The organism is Paraburkholderia sediminicola (assembly GCF_046026855.1).
Taxonomy (GTDB): domain Bacteria; phylum Pseudomonadota; class Gammaproteobacteria; order Burkholderiales; family Burkholderiaceae; genus Paraburkholderia; species Paraburkholderia sediminicola_A.
Window position 1 is genome coordinate 76,338 of sequence record NZ_JAQQET010000032.1, and the last position, 15,167, is coordinate 91,504.

The 15,167-nt window shown below is 59.9% G+C and carries 19 protein-coding genes; 18 read left to right on the top strand and 1 reads right to left on the bottom strand.

What is annotated here, in order from left to right; genetic code table 11:
• Window positions 1–256 precede the first annotated feature (256 nt).
• The 11 genes from PQR40_RS29345 to PQR40_RS29395 all read left to right on the top strand — a co-directional run bounded on the left by PQR40_RS29345 (window position 257) and on the right by PQR40_RS29395 (window position 8,508).
• Window positions 257–637: a hypothetical protein gene (locus PQR40_RS29345; RefSeq protein ID WP_408510418.1), complete on the top strand. Its 381-nt coding sequence runs from the start codon at window positions 257–259 to the stop codon at window positions 635–637.
• Window positions 638–666: 29 nt separating this feature from the next.
• Window positions 667–1,701, top strand: a complete 1,035-nt coding sequence (locus PQR40_RS29350) for an N-6 DNA methylase (RefSeq protein ID WP_408510419.1) — start codon at window positions 667–669, stop codon at window positions 1,699–1,701.
• Window positions 1,702–1,988: 287 nt separating this feature from the next.
• Window positions 1,989–3,662 carry a PRTRC system ParB family protein gene (locus PQR40_RS29355; protein ID WP_408510420.1) on the top strand — a complete coding sequence of 558 codons (1,674 nt, stop codon included), beginning with the start codon at window positions 1,989–1,991 and terminating at the stop codon, window positions 3,660–3,662.
• Between the two features lie 77 nt (window positions 3,663–3,739).
• The gene (locus tag PQR40_RS29360; protein WP_408485315.1) at window positions 3,740–4,192 is read left to right on the top strand and encodes a PRTRC system protein E; all 453 of its coding nucleotides are present in this window, start codon (window positions 3,740–3,742) and stop codon (window positions 4,190–4,192) included.
• An 8-nt stretch (window positions 4,193–4,200) separates the two neighbouring features.
• Window positions 4,201–4,419 carry a PRTRC system protein C gene (locus tag PQR40_RS29365; RefSeq protein WP_408485317.1) on the top strand — a complete coding sequence of 73 codons (219 nt, stop codon included), beginning with the start codon at window positions 4,201–4,203 and terminating at the stop codon, window positions 4,417–4,419.
• A gap of 99 nt (window positions 4,420–4,518) precedes the next feature.
• On the top strand, window positions 4,519–5,655 hold the full coding sequence (locus PQR40_RS29370; protein WP_408510421.1) for a PRTRC system protein F: 1,137 nt from the start codon (window positions 4,519–4,521) through the stop codon (window positions 5,653–5,655).
• Window positions 5,656–5,666: 11 nt separating this feature from the next.
• Entirely contained in the window at window positions 5,667–6,395 is a 729-nt protein-coding gene (locus PQR40_RS29375) for a PRTRC system protein B (protein ID WP_408510422.1), read from the top strand.
• Entirely contained in the window at window positions 6,392–7,030 is a 639-nt protein-coding gene (locus PQR40_RS29380) for a PRTRC system protein A (protein ID WP_408510423.1), read from the top strand. Before PQR40_RS29375 ends, PQR40_RS29380 begins: the two co-directional genes overlap by 4 nt.
• Window positions 7,027–7,842 (top strand): PRTRC system ThiF family protein, encoded by an 816-nt coding sequence (locus tag PQR40_RS29385; protein ID WP_408510424.1) that lies wholly within the window; start codon window positions 7,027–7,029, stop codon window positions 7,840–7,842. Before PQR40_RS29380 ends, PQR40_RS29385 begins: the two co-directional genes overlap by 4 nt.
• A 90-nt stretch (window positions 7,843–7,932) precedes the next feature.
• Entirely contained in the window at window positions 7,933–8,127 is a 195-nt protein-coding gene (locus PQR40_RS29390) for a hypothetical protein (RefSeq protein ID WP_408510425.1), read from the top strand.
• A gap of 174 nt (window positions 8,128–8,301) precedes the next feature.
• Complete coding sequence (locus tag PQR40_RS29395; protein ID WP_408510426.1) at window positions 8,302–8,508, top strand: hypothetical protein; 207 nt, start codon at window positions 8,302–8,304, stop codon at window positions 8,506–8,508.
• Here the strand turns inward: PQR40_RS29395 and PQR40_RS29400 are convergent.
• Window positions 8,459–8,821 carry a DUF2471 family protein gene (locus tag PQR40_RS29400; protein WP_408485331.1) on the bottom strand — a complete coding sequence of 121 codons (363 nt, stop codon included), beginning with the start codon at window positions 8,819–8,821 and terminating at the stop codon, window positions 8,459–8,461. The genes PQR40_RS29395 and PQR40_RS29400 overlap by 50 nt on opposite strands.
• 336 nt (window positions 8,822–9,157) lie before the next feature.
• Here PQR40_RS29400 and PQR40_RS29405 point away from each other — a divergent pair, with 336 nt between their 5' ends.
• From PQR40_RS29405 to PQR40_RS29435, 7 genes are all read left to right on the top strand, one after another.
• On the top strand, window positions 9,158–9,619 hold the full coding sequence (locus tag PQR40_RS29405; RefSeq protein WP_408485332.1) for an outer membrane lipoprotein: 462 nt from the start codon (window positions 9,158–9,160) through the stop codon (window positions 9,617–9,619).
• Window positions 9,620–9,711: 92 nt separating this feature from the next.
• Window positions 9,712–10,104 (top strand): hypothetical protein, encoded by a 393-nt coding sequence (locus tag PQR40_RS29410; RefSeq protein ID WP_408510427.1) that lies wholly within the window; start codon window positions 9,712–9,714, stop codon window positions 10,102–10,104.
• 8 nt (window positions 10,105–10,112) lie between these two features.
• Window positions 10,113–10,586, top strand: coding sequence for a hypothetical protein (locus tag PQR40_RS29415; RefSeq protein ID WP_408510428.1), 474 nt, complete (start codon window positions 10,113–10,115; stop codon window positions 10,584–10,586).
• Window positions 10,587–10,801: 215 nt separating this feature from the next.
• The gene (locus tag PQR40_RS29420; protein ID WP_408485338.1) at window positions 10,802–11,215 is read left to right on the top strand and encodes a hypothetical protein; all 414 of its coding nucleotides are present in this window, start codon (window positions 10,802–10,804) and stop codon (window positions 11,213–11,215) included.
• 84 nt (window positions 11,216–11,299) lie between these two features.
• Window positions 11,300–12,823, top strand: a complete 1,524-nt coding sequence (locus PQR40_RS29425) for a hypothetical protein (protein WP_408510429.1) — start codon at window positions 11,300–11,302, stop codon at window positions 12,821–12,823.
• Window positions 12,824–13,081: 258 nt separating this feature from the next.
• Window positions 13,082–14,140 carry an ATP-binding protein gene (locus PQR40_RS29430; RefSeq protein ID WP_408510430.1) on the top strand — a complete coding sequence of 353 codons (1,059 nt, stop codon included), beginning with the start codon at window positions 13,082–13,084 and terminating at the stop codon, window positions 14,138–14,140.
• A gap of 100 nt (window positions 14,141–14,240) precedes the next feature.
• Entirely contained in the window at window positions 14,241–15,167 is a 927-nt protein-coding gene (locus PQR40_RS29435) for a hypothetical protein (RefSeq protein WP_408510431.1), read from the top strand.

A 15,167-nucleotide genomic window follows, 5' to 3' on the forward strand; every position in this document is an offset into this window, starting at 1 on the left:
CGAACGGCCTGCCACAGGCGGTGCTTCTGCAGATTGTCCGATCAAGGGACCAGTACAGCCCTCTTTACCGAACAGCCGCGCTACGTCACCTTGTGTTTCATGCACCGCTTTCGGTGACTGGCGGTCGGCCGTTTGCCGAGCGACGCCGGCGGGTGCGCAAGCACTACGCCGTGTAGGCACGCTCAATCCAACGTTTTCCTATCCCTCAGGGGCATTGTCCCCAAAGGGCATGCCTCGTCCATTTCAGGAGTCAGGCATGTACAACCACTTCATCGAAACTTTCATCGACGCACAGACTGCGGCATGGCGTCACTACAGCGCAATCGCTGCGACGGAGAAGCGCCTCTTCGCGGATATGAGTGATCCGGCCGTCAGGGTTCCCGGTACCCGCGAGATCGTGGAGGAATTGCGGCGCACTTATTCAGTCCTCGCCGATCGTATTATTACCAAGGCACGGCAGCAGTTCGCCATCGGAGCTGCACGACCTGTCGTTGACCGTAAGTCGGTCTTCGAACAGGCTGGCTTCGATATCGAACGTTCGCTATCGCTGGGCAAAGCGCCGGATTTTGATCGCCTGTGGCTGGTGTTGGCAACGCAACTGGGCGGAACTCGCGGTCCGGCTGGAGAGCAGCAATGAGCCGGCGCCAGCGGGTCGAACGCGCTGCAATGGGCGGCGATCCCTACAAGACCGAACTGATCAAGTCGATGCGAGAGTTTTCGCATTCGCATGACCCGTACACGGTGTTTTCGGACTTCGTCGAGATGTGCGCGCTAGCGCTCAGCAATCGCTTCGATCACCCGCAGTTCGATGCGCGGGAGAAGCGTTACCTGGACATCGTCGGCAAGTACAAGGCTGAGGAGGTCCAGCGATTTGCCGCGATGTTTGCGGCGTTGCAGATGTGCTATCGCACGCGCGTGGATGCGATTGGCGATCCGGGATGTCCCGGGATTCCGGGCGACGGCCTGGGCGACGTGCTCGGCGAGATCTTTATGGCGCTGGAGCTGGGGAACGATCGCGCAGGGCAGTTCTTCACGCCCTATAGCGTCTCGTTGCTCATGGCGATGATGACCGTCGGCGACGCCGCTTCCGTTCGGGAGAAAGGATTCGTCACCCTCCAGGAACCGGCGTGTGGGTCGGCCGGAATGGTGGTCGCGACGGCTCAGGCAATGCATCAGGTCGGGTTGAATTACCCCGAGACCCTGCACGCTACCTGCGTTGATATCGATCAACGCTGTGTTCACATGGCGTTTGTCCAGTTGTCGCTGTTGGGTATCCCGGCCATCGTTGTGCACGGTAACGGCCTCTCACTCGAGGTGTGGGGTGTCTGGTACACGCCAGCGCACGTTATGCTTGGTTGGGGTCGCAAACTCAGACGACGGCGCGAAGCGGAGGCTAAGAGCATCATCGCCGGGTACACGGAGCCGCCGGGCAATTGCAACGAACCGGGAACGACGGCTCCAGACGGACACGCGCCGGGGTTGGCCGTTCCGGAGGTCGCTTCAACCGCTGATGGACAGCATCACGCAGTTGAACAGGAGGAAGGCGACGTCGCCGTCGCGGTCGATGCTGATCGTGCGGAGATGCAGTTCGACGCACAAACATCTATAGCAGCCCTGTTCGAAGCGCTGACCGGGCAGGCGACTGCTGTGAAAGCAGAGAACACGATTTTTGATCGTATCGAGCAGATGACCCTGTTTTGACGTAGTTGTTTTCGCAAGTTAGTATTTTTCTGTGGAGCGATCCACCATGAAGTAACGTGTGCTACGGCCCGATCGCGAGATCGGGCTTTTTTTCGCCTGCGGCAAGTCTCTAAGACGCCATGTTTTTTGCGTCTTTCCGCCGCGTCCGCTGAGACACCTGACTGTATCGTTGCTCTACCTTCAGCGTCATTGACGCATCGATCCGCCGGCTCGCCCGGCAACCGTTTGTTAAACCCATCGGGAACCACTCCCGATCGGGGGCAGGTTCCCTCTCTGGAGAACCTGCAATGCAACAACAACTCACTGCTCCCCTCAAGCGCATCAGGCTCGGTCGCAATCCCCGGACGTACTTCGATCCGAAGAAGATGGCGGAAATCACCGAGTCGATCCGGGCGCACGGCGTAGATACGCCGATCATCGTTCGTCCCGTAGTTGAAGAAGACTACGATTTCGAGGTGATCGCTGGTGGTCGCCGTTACCGCGGAGCGTTAGATGCCCACGGGGGGGACTATGCGATGCCCATCACTGTAAGGGTGGTCGATGATGTCGAGGCGCGCCGTATTGCGCTCACTGAAAACATTCAGCGCGACGATCTGTCTCCCGCTGAAGAAGCGGTCGATGCCGCCGAGTTGCTTGGATTGCACGGTGGCGATCGCGACGTGACGGCCAAGATTCTTGGGTGGTCGCGCTCGACACTGGATGGCCGCCTCGCGCTGCTGAACTGTTCCACAGCAGTGCTCGACGCACTCAGCCAGCGACAGATCAGCATCGCTCACGCTGAACTGTTGGCCGCGCTCTCGAAGGAGAATCAGGACAGGGTCCTGCCTGTTGTCGTCGCTGAGAAGCGGTCGGCCGCAGATGTGCGCAAGCTGGTCGAATCGGCGTCGTGCGCACTGGCTTCAGCGATTTTTGACAAGGCGGACTGCGCGGGTTGCCCGCACAATTCGTCGACTCAGGCCCAGATGTTTGGCGAAGCGATCGGGACAGGCAACTGTACCAACCGAGCCTGCTTCAACGAGAAGACGGAAAAGCAGCTTGAAACGATCGCGGTACCGTTGCGCGAAGAGTTTCAGGTGGTGCGAATCGTCCGGGCAGGTGATAACAACACCCGCGTTCAACTTGCTGTAGACGGGCCGAAAGGCGTTGGGCTGGAACAGGCGAAAGCCTGCCACGCCTGCTCGAACTACGGTGCTGCGGTTAGCGGTTTGCCTGACGCCATGGGAAAGGTCTATCGAGGGCAGTGCTTCGATACGGTCTGCAACATGAAGAAGGTCGGCGCCCGTATTCAGGCTGAGAAAGCTGCAACGGCGCCGCAGAAGACTGCTGCCGACAAGGGCAAACCGGGGACGAAAGGGGCGGGTGCCGCATCCGCCACTACGGTGGCCGCGAGTAATCCGACTGCGACTGTTGTGGCCGAATCCGAGAGGGTCAAGTCCTATCGTGTGAAGCTGTGGCGCAAGGCCCTGCGTGCCGACATCGGCATGGATCATGATCTGGCGCGCCAGTACCTGATCGCCGTCGTGCTCAGCGGTCATGCCCGACAGATCGACGATGCTGTCTATCGCAAATTGTTCGAGCGGATCACCGGCACGGACTCACCTGTCGCCAACCTGCCCAAGGCTGTCGAAGCGGTGCAGGCGGCAGGCGCCGATGCTCAGTCGAACCTGATGATCGGAATGATCTTCTCCGCGATCGACGGGCTCGATGTCACTTACCTTACGCAACTCTGCAAAACCCACAAGCTGGACCTTAAAAAACACTGGAAGCTCGACAAGGAGTTTCTGGAGTTGATTACCAAGTCCGAAATGATGGTGCTGGCCGACGAGTTAGGCATTCGTGCCGCGCTTGGTGACAGTGTCAAAAAGGTTTTCGCGAAATCGAAGCCGGAGGTTATCGAGGCCCTGCTCGCAGTCGATGGTTTCGACTATGCAGGCAAGGTGCCGAAGGTGCTCAAGTTCTGACGTGCGCTCGGGTCATGCCGAAGCGCTCTCCCATTCAACGCCGCCATTGCGCGGCGTTTCTTATTTCTGGAGTTTCCATGTTTCAGGCAATTGAAGCGCTGGTTCGCACGACCGGCAAGCTGGTGCTGTCGCTGTCGATGGATGGCGAGAGGATGGTCGTGTTTCTGACGCCCCAGGGCGACTCGAAAGAGGCTGTTCTGCGCCAGCCCTTGATTCTGACGGCGACGGGGGCCGAGCTCGACGAGGGTTTCCTTGCCGCGGTTCAGTCGTATTCGAGCGCGCATAAATCGCTCGATGAACAGGTCGCGGCGACAACGGCGATCCTGCAGCAGGCTGAGAAGTCCCAGGCGGGGAAGGCCCAGAAGGCGCTGTCGAAGAAGACGGCACCTGCATTGCCGGCGCCGTCTTCGGGCAATGACGATGACGAGGAGGCTGATTCGGCCGGAGCGTCAGAACCGGGTGGCGAAGTATCGATGCCGCAGGCGACTGACAAGCCGGCGGGTACCGACCTTTCCCAACTTCTTCTGTGAGGTAATTTATGACTATCAGCATTGCCGCGCTGGTTCGGGAGTTTGCCTACAACGGTATGACTCTTCTGGATCCCGGGCCGTCATTTTCGCCAGATCAGGTTCGCGATCTGTACACCGCTCAATATCCCGAACTGACGACCGCAGCGGTCGACGGTCCGGAAATGGCGGGCGAGGTCGCTCGATACAAATTCGTGCGTGCAGCTGGGGCCAAAGGCACCAATGCGTAAATCCACCCTGCTCAAAGCTCTGTCCGATCCGGACTCGGGCTTCAACTCCGAGGAACCGCCCGAAAGGGCGGTTTTTTTATATGACGAGGATGTCAAATCATGCTGCTCGATTCTTCATCGGTTGATCGAGGCGTCGCTGGGTGCATCGGCGCGACGTGGCAATCGTCACGCGTTGCCGCTGCCGGACGTCGACCTGCCACTGATTTTCTGACTCTTCCGGACCTTCATGACGGCATCCCGCCGTTGGCCAGGGTCCGCCACCGCGAGGAAGCGCCTTTCGTTGACCTCGTCATTGCCCAGTTCGAGCACGGGCCGTTGCGTGCGGCTGACGTCAATGATCCGGTCGACGCGGGCGATGCGTTCCAGCAGGCTTTCTATGCCTGGGTGCAGCGCGAGCTCCCTACCACGCAGCGTCTCTGTTTCGGGGCCGAATTAATGGACTCGAACGCTGTTCAGGATGCAATCGAGCATCAGTACGAGAGAAATGATTTCACCCCGACATCGCCGCTGCATCTGGCCCTGAAGCTGCCCGATGAGCACCTCTATGTTATCGGGGCAAAGGGAGATGAGCTTGGCGCGATTCACCCACTGTTGTTGCCGAGTGTGCTCTGGCTCATCGACCAGGCCTCCTGGAAGACGTTGCTTGTGCGGACGCCCGGCTGGTTTCTCAACGAGTTCTCCTGCTGGCATTGGGAAGGCGACGAAAACGCGTCCGACGATGAGGTACGGGAATTCATTGCGGACTATCGGGGTCTCGAAGGCGAAGATGCTGACCGATACCTGCCATCAGCGGTGAAACCGGAGTTTTATCCGGATGAGCTGCGCAAGCCCGCTCCCGTCGCCGGGAGGCGGCGGAAAAACCCGCTGCTGAGCGAGTACGAGCTCCTCAAACTGCGTATCCGTTGCCGCGGAATGGCTCGCCGAGTGTGCACCGAAATGATCACGCTTACCAGGTTGCTTAGGCACGCCGGAAAGAGGGATCTGTTTCAGGGTGCTCACGACGGAAGTCCTGCCTATGCGGCCTGCAGTATCGCGCTAACCAATAGCGAACGTATCGGCGAGCTCCTCGACGATCACTTCGAGCAGGAATCGCAGAGCGGCGAGTACACGTACTACTCGGGTTTCAGTCCCTTTGCCTTGACCCGCGGCTCTATACGTCGGCAATACGCCGACTGGGCGCTCGCGTTCCAGATCCTTACCCATCTTGATCGCCTTCTGGCGCTCATCACTATTTAGAGGAACATCCCATGACTGGTATTGCTAAAGGCAACACCGGCAGCGAAGTTCAGCTGTCGTCAGCCATTCTTTTTTACTCGGGGCAGAATGGCGATCAGTTTGCGACCATCCATCCTGTATCCCATGACCCGAAGACTTCCCGCCCGTTGATCGGCGCGGGTCGTCCGATGGACCGTAACGCGTTGCTCGGGACGTTGCGCAACCTCGACAAAAATGCGGCACCCAAGGCTGATTTCCTCCCGCCTACCGTGCTTGCCATCTCTCCCGACGCACTGACGTGGTGGTGTGCGCCTGCATCCCGCCGTGTCTTTTTCGATTGCAAGGAACTGGGCAAGCGTAGCGCCGTTGTTTCGCACCCGGGTCTAGCCTTTCAGGCAGCGGCGAAGGGCTTCAGTGTCTTCGCGTTGAAAGACGCGGGGCGCCCATCGCTCGATTCGGTGCTGTTTGAACCGCCGTACTTCAACACGTGGGATATGGGCCAGATCTGCATTGGTTCGGCTCAAGTGCCACGCCGTATTGACGTGGCGTCCATAGATGGCTGGGAGTCGGGCTTCTTCAATTCGGCGTTCACGCATCCGAACGTGGGAGGTAAGCGTGTCGACTACGAAACGGGCTTCTTTGCGTTCTGGCGTGACATGCTCGATGGCAAGTTCGACGCCGGATTCCCGCTGGAACTTCTTGTTCCGGTCAAACCGACCCTGGCTGACCTGATCGGCGGCAAGATCGGGAGGGCGCAATGAACCCGGTCGATCTGGTTCTTCAACGTTCGTTCCCGTCGGTCATGGTGCCGGCGCGTGAACCACTGGTCGCCATGACGGGGCCCGGGGAGCGGTTGCTTGTCGCTGCCGACGGCGTGTATCTGGAAGTCATGCGCGCGTGGATTCACATCATCAGGCGCATTGCGCGCTACGAAGTGGATACCGCGATCCCGTATGGTGCCGTCGAACAGAAGACGCAGCTGCTTTGCGGTTCGGTACCACCGGCTCTCGTCGCGGAATTTCTGCAGATGGCTCGCAGAGCACTTCCCAACGAGGCGGGTGCATGGATCGTGTGGAGCGCGTTGACGCTGGAGTTTCGACTCGTCGCGCTGCCGTCGCTCTCACACGGCCCCGGCTACCTCGTCTATGAGCGGCCGCCGCTCGCGGACGGTGATTGTGTCGTGGTGGATTGTCATTCGCACGGAAGGGGGGAAGCCTTCTTTTCGCGTACCGACAATCAGGATGACCGGCACGACGTAAAGTTCGCGCTTGTGCTCGGGCATTGCCATCAGGAACCGTCGACGGCATTGCGGCTATGTGCCAAGGGGATCTTCGAGAAAATCGGCACGATCCCTGAGCCGTGGGCAAATGCGCTTTCGGCACAGGTGACGCGATGAGTCAGCCGATCACGCACACCATTCCGCAGGAGATGATCCAGCGGGCCTGGAAGGTCGTTGTTGTCGGGGCAGGCGGAACCGGAAGCGCATTTCTTCCGAGTCTCGCGCGTCTGCACCATGCGATGGTTGAACTGGGGCACCCGGGTGGTATCGAATGCACCGTGTTTGACGATGACACCGTGAGCGAAACGAATGTCGGACGGCAGGGCTTCTATCCGAACGACGTTGGCCAGCACAAGGCGCTTCTGATGGTCAATCGCCTGAATAACCTGATGGGGACCCGCTGGAACGCGGAGCCACGACGGGTGGATTCGAGCGTCAGGTTCGATGCTGATCTGGTCGTTGGATGTGTCGATTCCCGTCGCGCGCGTCACGCGATTGTTCAGGCGGCAAAGCGAGGGCGTTGTTCGTATTACCTTGACTGCGGGAACGAGACGGACCGCGGGCAGGTCATTCTTGGCGAATTTGGCACGGCACGGCACGACCGGTTGCCCCACGTGGGCGACCTGTTTCCGGACCTGCTGAACGCGAAGAATGATAAGGGAGACGACACACCCTCATGCAGTATGGCGGACGCGCTGCGCAAGCAGTCGTTGGTCATCAACCAGGCGATTTCGGTGCAGGCGTTCAATTTGCTCTGGACGCTTTTTCGCACCGGGTCACTGGCTTTTTCGGGCGTGTTCGTCAACCTTGCAACGGGGCGGACGAATCCGATTCCGATCGACCCAGCCGCGTGGGCACGCTTCGGTTACGAGGCGCCCGCGCCGGACCCTAAGGCCGCGAAGCGCCGCAAGGCGAAGGCAACAAACTGAACGATGCCGCTCCCAAAAGGAGCGGCATTTTTTTAGCTGCTCGTCCCTTAGTCGGGAGCCACGTTTTTTACTGTTCGGAGGTTAGTGATCGTGATGGTGGATGCAAAACAGATGCGCTGCGGCGGTTGCGGCGCGGACGGATTCAAGCTCTTTACTGCCGACAGGGAGGCGCGGATTGCGGCCGAGTGTCAGGGGTGCAAGAGCATTTCATACATTGAGCCCGCACCGGCGAAGCTGAGAATCGAGTGGGACGACGATGCCCAGGGATGCATTACGATTTTCTGACCAGGCTATCGCCGTTGCAACCGTTCATTCCTTGAACCAGCGCCGCCCCGTCAAACGGGCGGCGCTTTTTCCATTCTGGTGCGGAATTTCTGCCGTGGCTGCGGGTCCATTATGGATTACCCACCCACATTTAGCCCCGATCAAGTAGGGCGGACCCAGATGGATCGCGTGTTTATGCCGCGACGCAGCGCCGTCGTCAGGATTATCGAGGAGCGCCGGATTCTGCAGGAACGAGTCGTGGCGGGCAACAGCCTGTTGCCGGACACACAGACGCGGGCTAACGCGCTCGAACAGTTGCTTCTCGATGTCCGGGCTGGGCGTCTCCTCGAATTCACATTGCCTGCCGATCAGCCGGTGCTGGTGTTCCTAACGCCGGAATAGTGTCCCTGAAGACGTTAGCGATCGGGCGCCCCAGTTCTCCAAGTGTGGCGAGGTCCTGCTGTCGTAGCGGTCCATCAAGCGGCGGCGCGAGATCGATCGAACAGAGCTCGTCAAGAACCTGGGCCGGCCAACGCCCCGCGAGCCCGATATCCGCCAGGGCCTCCTCCCGTATTTCCCGAACCAGTTGCCAGGTGAGCGGCGCGCCGGTTGCCCGGTGTCGCTCGGCGATCGTTGCCACGACCCGGCCCACGTCCGCCACAAACATGGCTTGGCCGCGCTGGATGGCGAGCGTCTCGTCGTTTGTCATTTTCATTGTGGTGGTCGGCCGTGCTGGCGGTTGTATTCAGATCCCCCAATTCTAGCGCTGCCGGCTCCGGTCGACGCGCAAGGCAGGCGCGCTGGCCGCAGTGTCGCGAAAGCGATGGTGATTTCCTGACGTTTCTGTCCGCTGCGACGGTGCCGGCCTCGTAGACTGGTCCTGTTTCCCCGCGCTTCAGCGCATCGACCCCACCACCCCAGCGCCGCCGGTGTGCACGTTCTCTCAGCCGAACCCTCGGCACCTTTGCGGGCAACGTATCGCCCGCTCTTTTTATTCCCCGTCAGGGCAACCCCCTGACGGGCCGGTTGCCCTTCTTTTTTAGAGGCAACCATGTTCAAACTGATCATCAGCATTGTTCTTCTGTCCCTCCTGACGGCATGCGCCGGTACCGACTTCGGTTCTCCGGACACGTACCAGCGCTACGACGTTCAGCATGCTGGCACCCTCGAAGAAGGCACCATCGTTCGCGTGCGCAACATCACGATCGAGGCCAGTTCGGATAACTCCGGGCTGACTTCTCTCCTGAGCGCAGGCGTCGGTGCTTTCCTCGGTACCCGCACTATCGGCAACGGCAACGGGCGATATATCGCCGGTGCCATCACTGGAGCCGCATCCGGCTTCATCACGCAAAAAATCTCGTCAGTCCTGTCGCATCACGCGGGTCTGGAGATTGTCGTACGCACTAACGCTGGCCGCACGCTGGTGGTTGCTCAACCGGACGATCAGAAGTTCGCGCCGGGAGACCACGTCCTTCTCGTTTCCACTAACTCGGGACTGCGCGTCACGCATTAACGCAATTCCCCCCACCGGCATCCGCCGGACAACTCCTGCATAGCGAGGTCTTCCGAAAGGGAGCCTCGCTTTTTTCTTTTCGCGAGTCATTCATGCTGAAAATCCCCAAGGTGTTCTATGCCGATCGCCGCAGTGCGGGCGCGTCGACCGACGCCGCCATCACAGACCAGGCAACGCGCATGCTGCGCCGCGTGGCCCGCGATCTTCGTCTTCGCTCCGGCGAACACGAGATCGTCGCCGAGTCGGCACGCCGTGGTCGCGGCTGTCGTGTAACACTCCGTACTCCCGCCGTGATGCTGGAAGTCGCCGATTCGCCCTACCGGCAATCGGTAGCGATGTCGTTCCGCACGCGTCGTGGCCGCTCCGATCTGTCGGGCGGTGGCGACAATGCGGTACCGATCGAGCAACTGTCGTCCCGCGACGGGTACGACGCGTTGCTGGGAGGCCTGCGGCTCGCCGCGGGTCTGGACGCAGAACGGCGATAGGAGGAACGATGCAAATCGTTGACATCCGCATCGAATACCCGTCTGGCATCAGCATCGTCGACCGGGCAACCTTCATCCAGCAGTTGGACAACGTTGTGCCATCCGAGCGACTCGCATCGATCCTGCGCGAGTTCGCGACGTCTGAAGCGCCGCCGACAGTCACGGCGGAGATTGACGGCGTATCGCTACGTCTCGACGCCCGGGTGGACGGTACGTTTTCGGTGTCGCGCGAAAGCGTTGCACTGAAGAAACCAGTCTCCGGGTTCCGGCTGCTCAATCTAGGTAATTCGTGGAGCAAAGACCAACGCCAGCAGTTTGGCCGTTTCGCTCACACGCTGTCTGCAGCTTCAGCTGTGGGTGCCATTGGCTATGGTCATTCCACTACGGTCTGGACGCTGGCCGCAGCGTTTAACGTTTCGGTTCTCGTCGTCCTGTTTGTGGTACTGTTTTTCATCGGCATGGACTCCATGAACGGAGAATGAACATGGGTTTAGGACTTTTTGCATTGGCCATTGGCCTGACGGTCTGTGTGTATGGCTCGTACATGACCAATCGCGGCCGCAAGGCGGATCGCGAGCGCACTCATTCACGTGCCTCCCACTAGACCAAAAACTGACTTTGGGCTGCATCTAGCAGCCCGCCATCAATCAAAGGCCACACCTTCGGGTGTGGCCTTTTTTTATTCTGGAACCCAACCATGTCCCAATTGATGGATTTACCCGTCGAGCTTGCCGCGGCGCCATTCGATCCGGTCGGAAAATCGGTCATCGATGTCGTCCGTCAGGTCGAACAGGCTCTTGCCCGCACGGAGATTGAACCGGAATGGGTCTCGGTGGCTAACACCGTCGATGATCCCAACGAAGAACAGTACGGGCTGCGGTCCGCGACTGAATGGCCCGATACCTTCGCCCGACGACGCCGACTGAGCCTTTCGGTCGAGCGCGGGACGTCCGAAGGCTGGATCATCCAGGCAGACTTCGTCCGTTTCGTTGAAGACGGCGCAGGGAGCGGCCGTTGGCAGAGTGTCCCGCTGATGCGCATCAAAGCGTTGTCCCGCTCGCAGGCCTGGACGGTTGCGGCGGTCGTCGCACGGCTGCTCGATATCGACTGAGCACCACCAGTTTCATCTTTTCCCATATGGGGCAATCGCCCCACGGGGTGATTGCCTCTCCATTTTTTTACGCACGAGGCAAGCATGTACACCCTGACCACACCGATTTCCCAGTTCACACTTCAGACGTTGATTGAAGTGTTCCAGTTGTTCCAGAGTGAGCCGACGCTGCAGACGGTGGCCACGGACGACGTCCAGCTTTCCCGCGAAGGCGTGCCGGTGACGGTGACCCGTTTCAACGGCGCGCTGACAATCCGTCATACGCAGGCGGCATCGGATTTCGCGACGGCCCTCGTCGACGAGGTTGCAACTGCCTGGTTTGCCCGAAGCGGCGAAATAGCGGCACCCTGGCAGGTACGTCCGCACCACTGGGAGAGCTTTCAGGCGCTGTTTGGCCTGGACAAGGATGTGCGGCTGCTGTTCTCGTCCAGCCAGATCGAGGCCGAGAAGGCAGCCGCAAAGTCTCGCGGCGAATACTTCCAGTTTTCGAACTGCGTCCACAAGGCAGCGATGGAGCGCCTGGGGTTCGGGTTCAACGGTCCGCTTGAACCCGTTAGCGGTCAGATGAACGGGCGGCATGCGGTGCATGTCGCTTACGCACTTGTGGCCAATCGACCGGTTCCAGAATCGGTCGTCGCCGACTACCGCGCGATGGAAGAAACGTTCAAATATGGCCTCGATTGGGCACGGCCGCTGCTCGATCTACCTGAACTGCGCGGTGCTGTACCTCCGCGCAAGTGGGCCGGGCTCGCGCAAGTGCTTCGGCACGCGAAGATCACACTTTCCAGCGAAACCGCACCTGCGTACATCGCCGCCATGGAGGCACTGCCGGCCGACGTCGATCCGCTCGTCATCGACAACCGGCTCTATGAGGTCGGTTTGCTGCAATCACTGCCATTGCCGGACCGTTTCATGTCGCCGCTTGATGTTGGCATCCCTACGTCGGAGCTGGCAATGCGTTTGCGCGAACTGGTCGCGGATAACCGGCGGGCCGAGGATCTGAAGCGAGCCGAAGGCGAACTCGCCAAAGGTCTTATCAGCAAGCGGCTGTATCAGCTGCAGCGCCAGATGGCACTCCTCGATCACGGCCGGTCGACTTACGAATGGCCGAATCGGTTCGCCACAGGGCTGGCTGAGCGCGACGTCGAATACCTGCTGTCGGTACTCGATACCGCGGATGATTGGAACAAGCTCAGCAAGCAGGCCGTGCGCGAAATTCTCGGAGTAAAGATTCGCGGCCTCAAGCCCTCGGATCGACGCCGCGCAGTGTTTGCACTTTGCGGTCTTGATGAAGCAGAGCAGGCGAACTGGGAACTGCAGGCCGCGGCGACGAAAGCGCAGAAGGATCGCGAGCGCGAAGCGAAGGAAGCGCGCGAGCAGGCGCAGACGGTGAGGTTTCACGTGGAAGACGGTTCTGTGCTCAACGGCGCCGAGTTCGTCGACCAGGCGATCTCGGATGGCTTCTCAGAAATCAGGAGCGAGCGGAAGGGCGCGAGCAGGATCTACCTGCTGGTCAACCCGGCCCGCGGCCTTGCGCGCAAGTTGAAGGCGAAAGATGGAACGCTCGCGTATGCGAGGGCGGTGCTGGACGTGCAGCTTGCAGCCTGATCGCGTCGGTTAACCGTTTGAACAGGCCGGCGCTTACGCGTCGGTTTTTTTTTCGGGCTACAGGTTTGCACGCCGGCACAAAGCTGGGTCGAAAATCAGACCTTTCTGCAGAGTGGCACAACGGTACGGGCCTAGACTTCACGTATCACCCGCGTCCCAGACGCATCGATCCGCCGTATCACGGCATTCCACCTTTCCCACAGGGACCACGTCCCTGCGGGACGTCGTTCGTGTGGGTTTTCTCTTTCAGGCAAACCCATGAACGCACCTGCATCCCCGGTCGCCACGCGACCCACTGTTAATCCGGCTCAACTGATCGAACTGCTGACAGCCTACATTCCGGCGCGGCTGCCGGTACTCATCACCGGCCCTGCCGGCATCGGCAAAAGCGACATCGTCGATCGGGCCGCATATGCGAAGAGCCACGACCTGCTCATCAGCCATCCGGTTGTCGAAGATCCGACCGATTCAAAGGGCCTACCGTTTCCGTCGGCAGACGGCAAGACGGCAGCGCACCTCCCGTTCGGCGATCTTGAGCGGGCGGTTAACAGCACCAGGCCGCTTGTCTGGTTTCTGGACGATCTCGGGCAGGCGTCGCCAGCCGTTCAGGCGGCCAAGATGCAACTGCTGCTTGCCCGGCGCGTAGGGAGCCACGAGCTCCCCCCGCATGTGACCTTCGTCGCCGCCACCAACCGACGGTCAGACAACGCGGGCGTGTCGGGAATCCTCGACCCCGTTATCTCCCGGTTTGCGACGGTCGTTGAGTTGCAGCCAACGGTCAACGACTGGACCGCGTGGGCGATATTGAACAACGTACCGGCGGAACTCATCGCCTTCCTACGTTTCCGGCCGGATCTTCTTTTCGTCCAGAAACGAAGCCGCGACATCGAGAATTCGCCGAGTCCCCGAACCTGGGGCTTTCTCGCAAAAACGATGCCGGTTGTGCCAAAGGGACTGGAATTGCTCTCGTACTCAGGGACGGTCGGCGTAGAGGCCGCAACCGAGTTGATGAGTTTTCTCGGAATCTACCGGCAACTTCCTTCGCCGGATTCAATCCTGCTCAATCCCGATACAGCCCAGATCCCGGAAAACACCTCGGCGCTCTATGCGGTGACTGCGGCTCTCGCGGCGTATTCCAACGAAGGTAACTTCGATCGGGTGCTGACGTACACGGATCGAATCATCAGCGGAGGGAGTCGCGAGTTCGGGGCTCTGCTCGTGCGCGATGCGCTTCGTCGTACTCCGACGCTCGCAAACACCGACGCATTCGTCCGCGCTCAGGGTGGTGAGATCGGAAAGATCATCCAGGGTACCTGACCCTTCTGTTTTTTTGCTGTATCTGGCCACGACCTGCATCCGCACGTCGTGGCTTTTTTCTTTCTGCGTCATCCATACCCTTACTTTTCTGGAGTTATCCATGAACATCACCGATATCAAATCGAAGGTCATGCTGTCGTCGGTCACAATCTCTGCGTGGCACGCCCGTTGTTTCGACGGGAAGGTCACCGAGGAGGTCGAGAAGTCGCATCAGGCCAAAGGCATCGGGCGCTTTAACAAGCGGCTCATGCCGGAGCATGCGCCGAGCTACAAGGAAGCGGTTTCGATCGGGAACCGCATCCGCGCCTACTACTACGATCATTCGCTGGACTACGATCAGTTGGGCGTACGCCTCCTGCCGACGATGATCTACATGGACTTCGCCGACCACATGCGCAAGCTGAAGGATGAGTTCGACCTCGCCGTTTCGGTCTTCCTGACGGACTATCTCGACCTGAAGGAAAAAGCGCGCGCTGAGCTGAACGGACTGTTCAACGAAGCGGACTATCCGAGCCTCGCGCAGATGTCCGGCAAGTTCGGCATCAAGATGGCTGTGCTGCCGTTTCCGGACGCAAGCCAGTTCGGGATTGATCTGCCGGGTGACGTACTCTCGTCGCTGCAGGGCGAGATCGATCAGCACGTTCTGGCCAGCATTTCGACGGCCAACAACGATCTGGTCGGCCGTCTGTACGAGGCAACGTCGAAGCTGGCTGACCGGCTGTACGCGGAAGGCAATGTCCGGCTGGATGTGACCAATCAGGTGCGCGAACTGTGCGAGCTGCTGCCGAAGCTGAACTTCAGCAACGATCCGCAGCTCACGCATATTCTCGATCAGGCGAACAGGCACCTTGCCGTTCATACCGGTGCCGATCTGAAAGAGTCGCGCGTGCTGCGCTCGCAGGTCGCTGCCAAAGCCCAGGAAATCGAAGGGCTGATGGCGGCGTTTATGGGCGGCGTGCCGGAGCCGATGCAGGATCAGGCGACGGCGCTGGAAGATCAGACGCCGCTTCTGCGGCTCGTTGCCTGA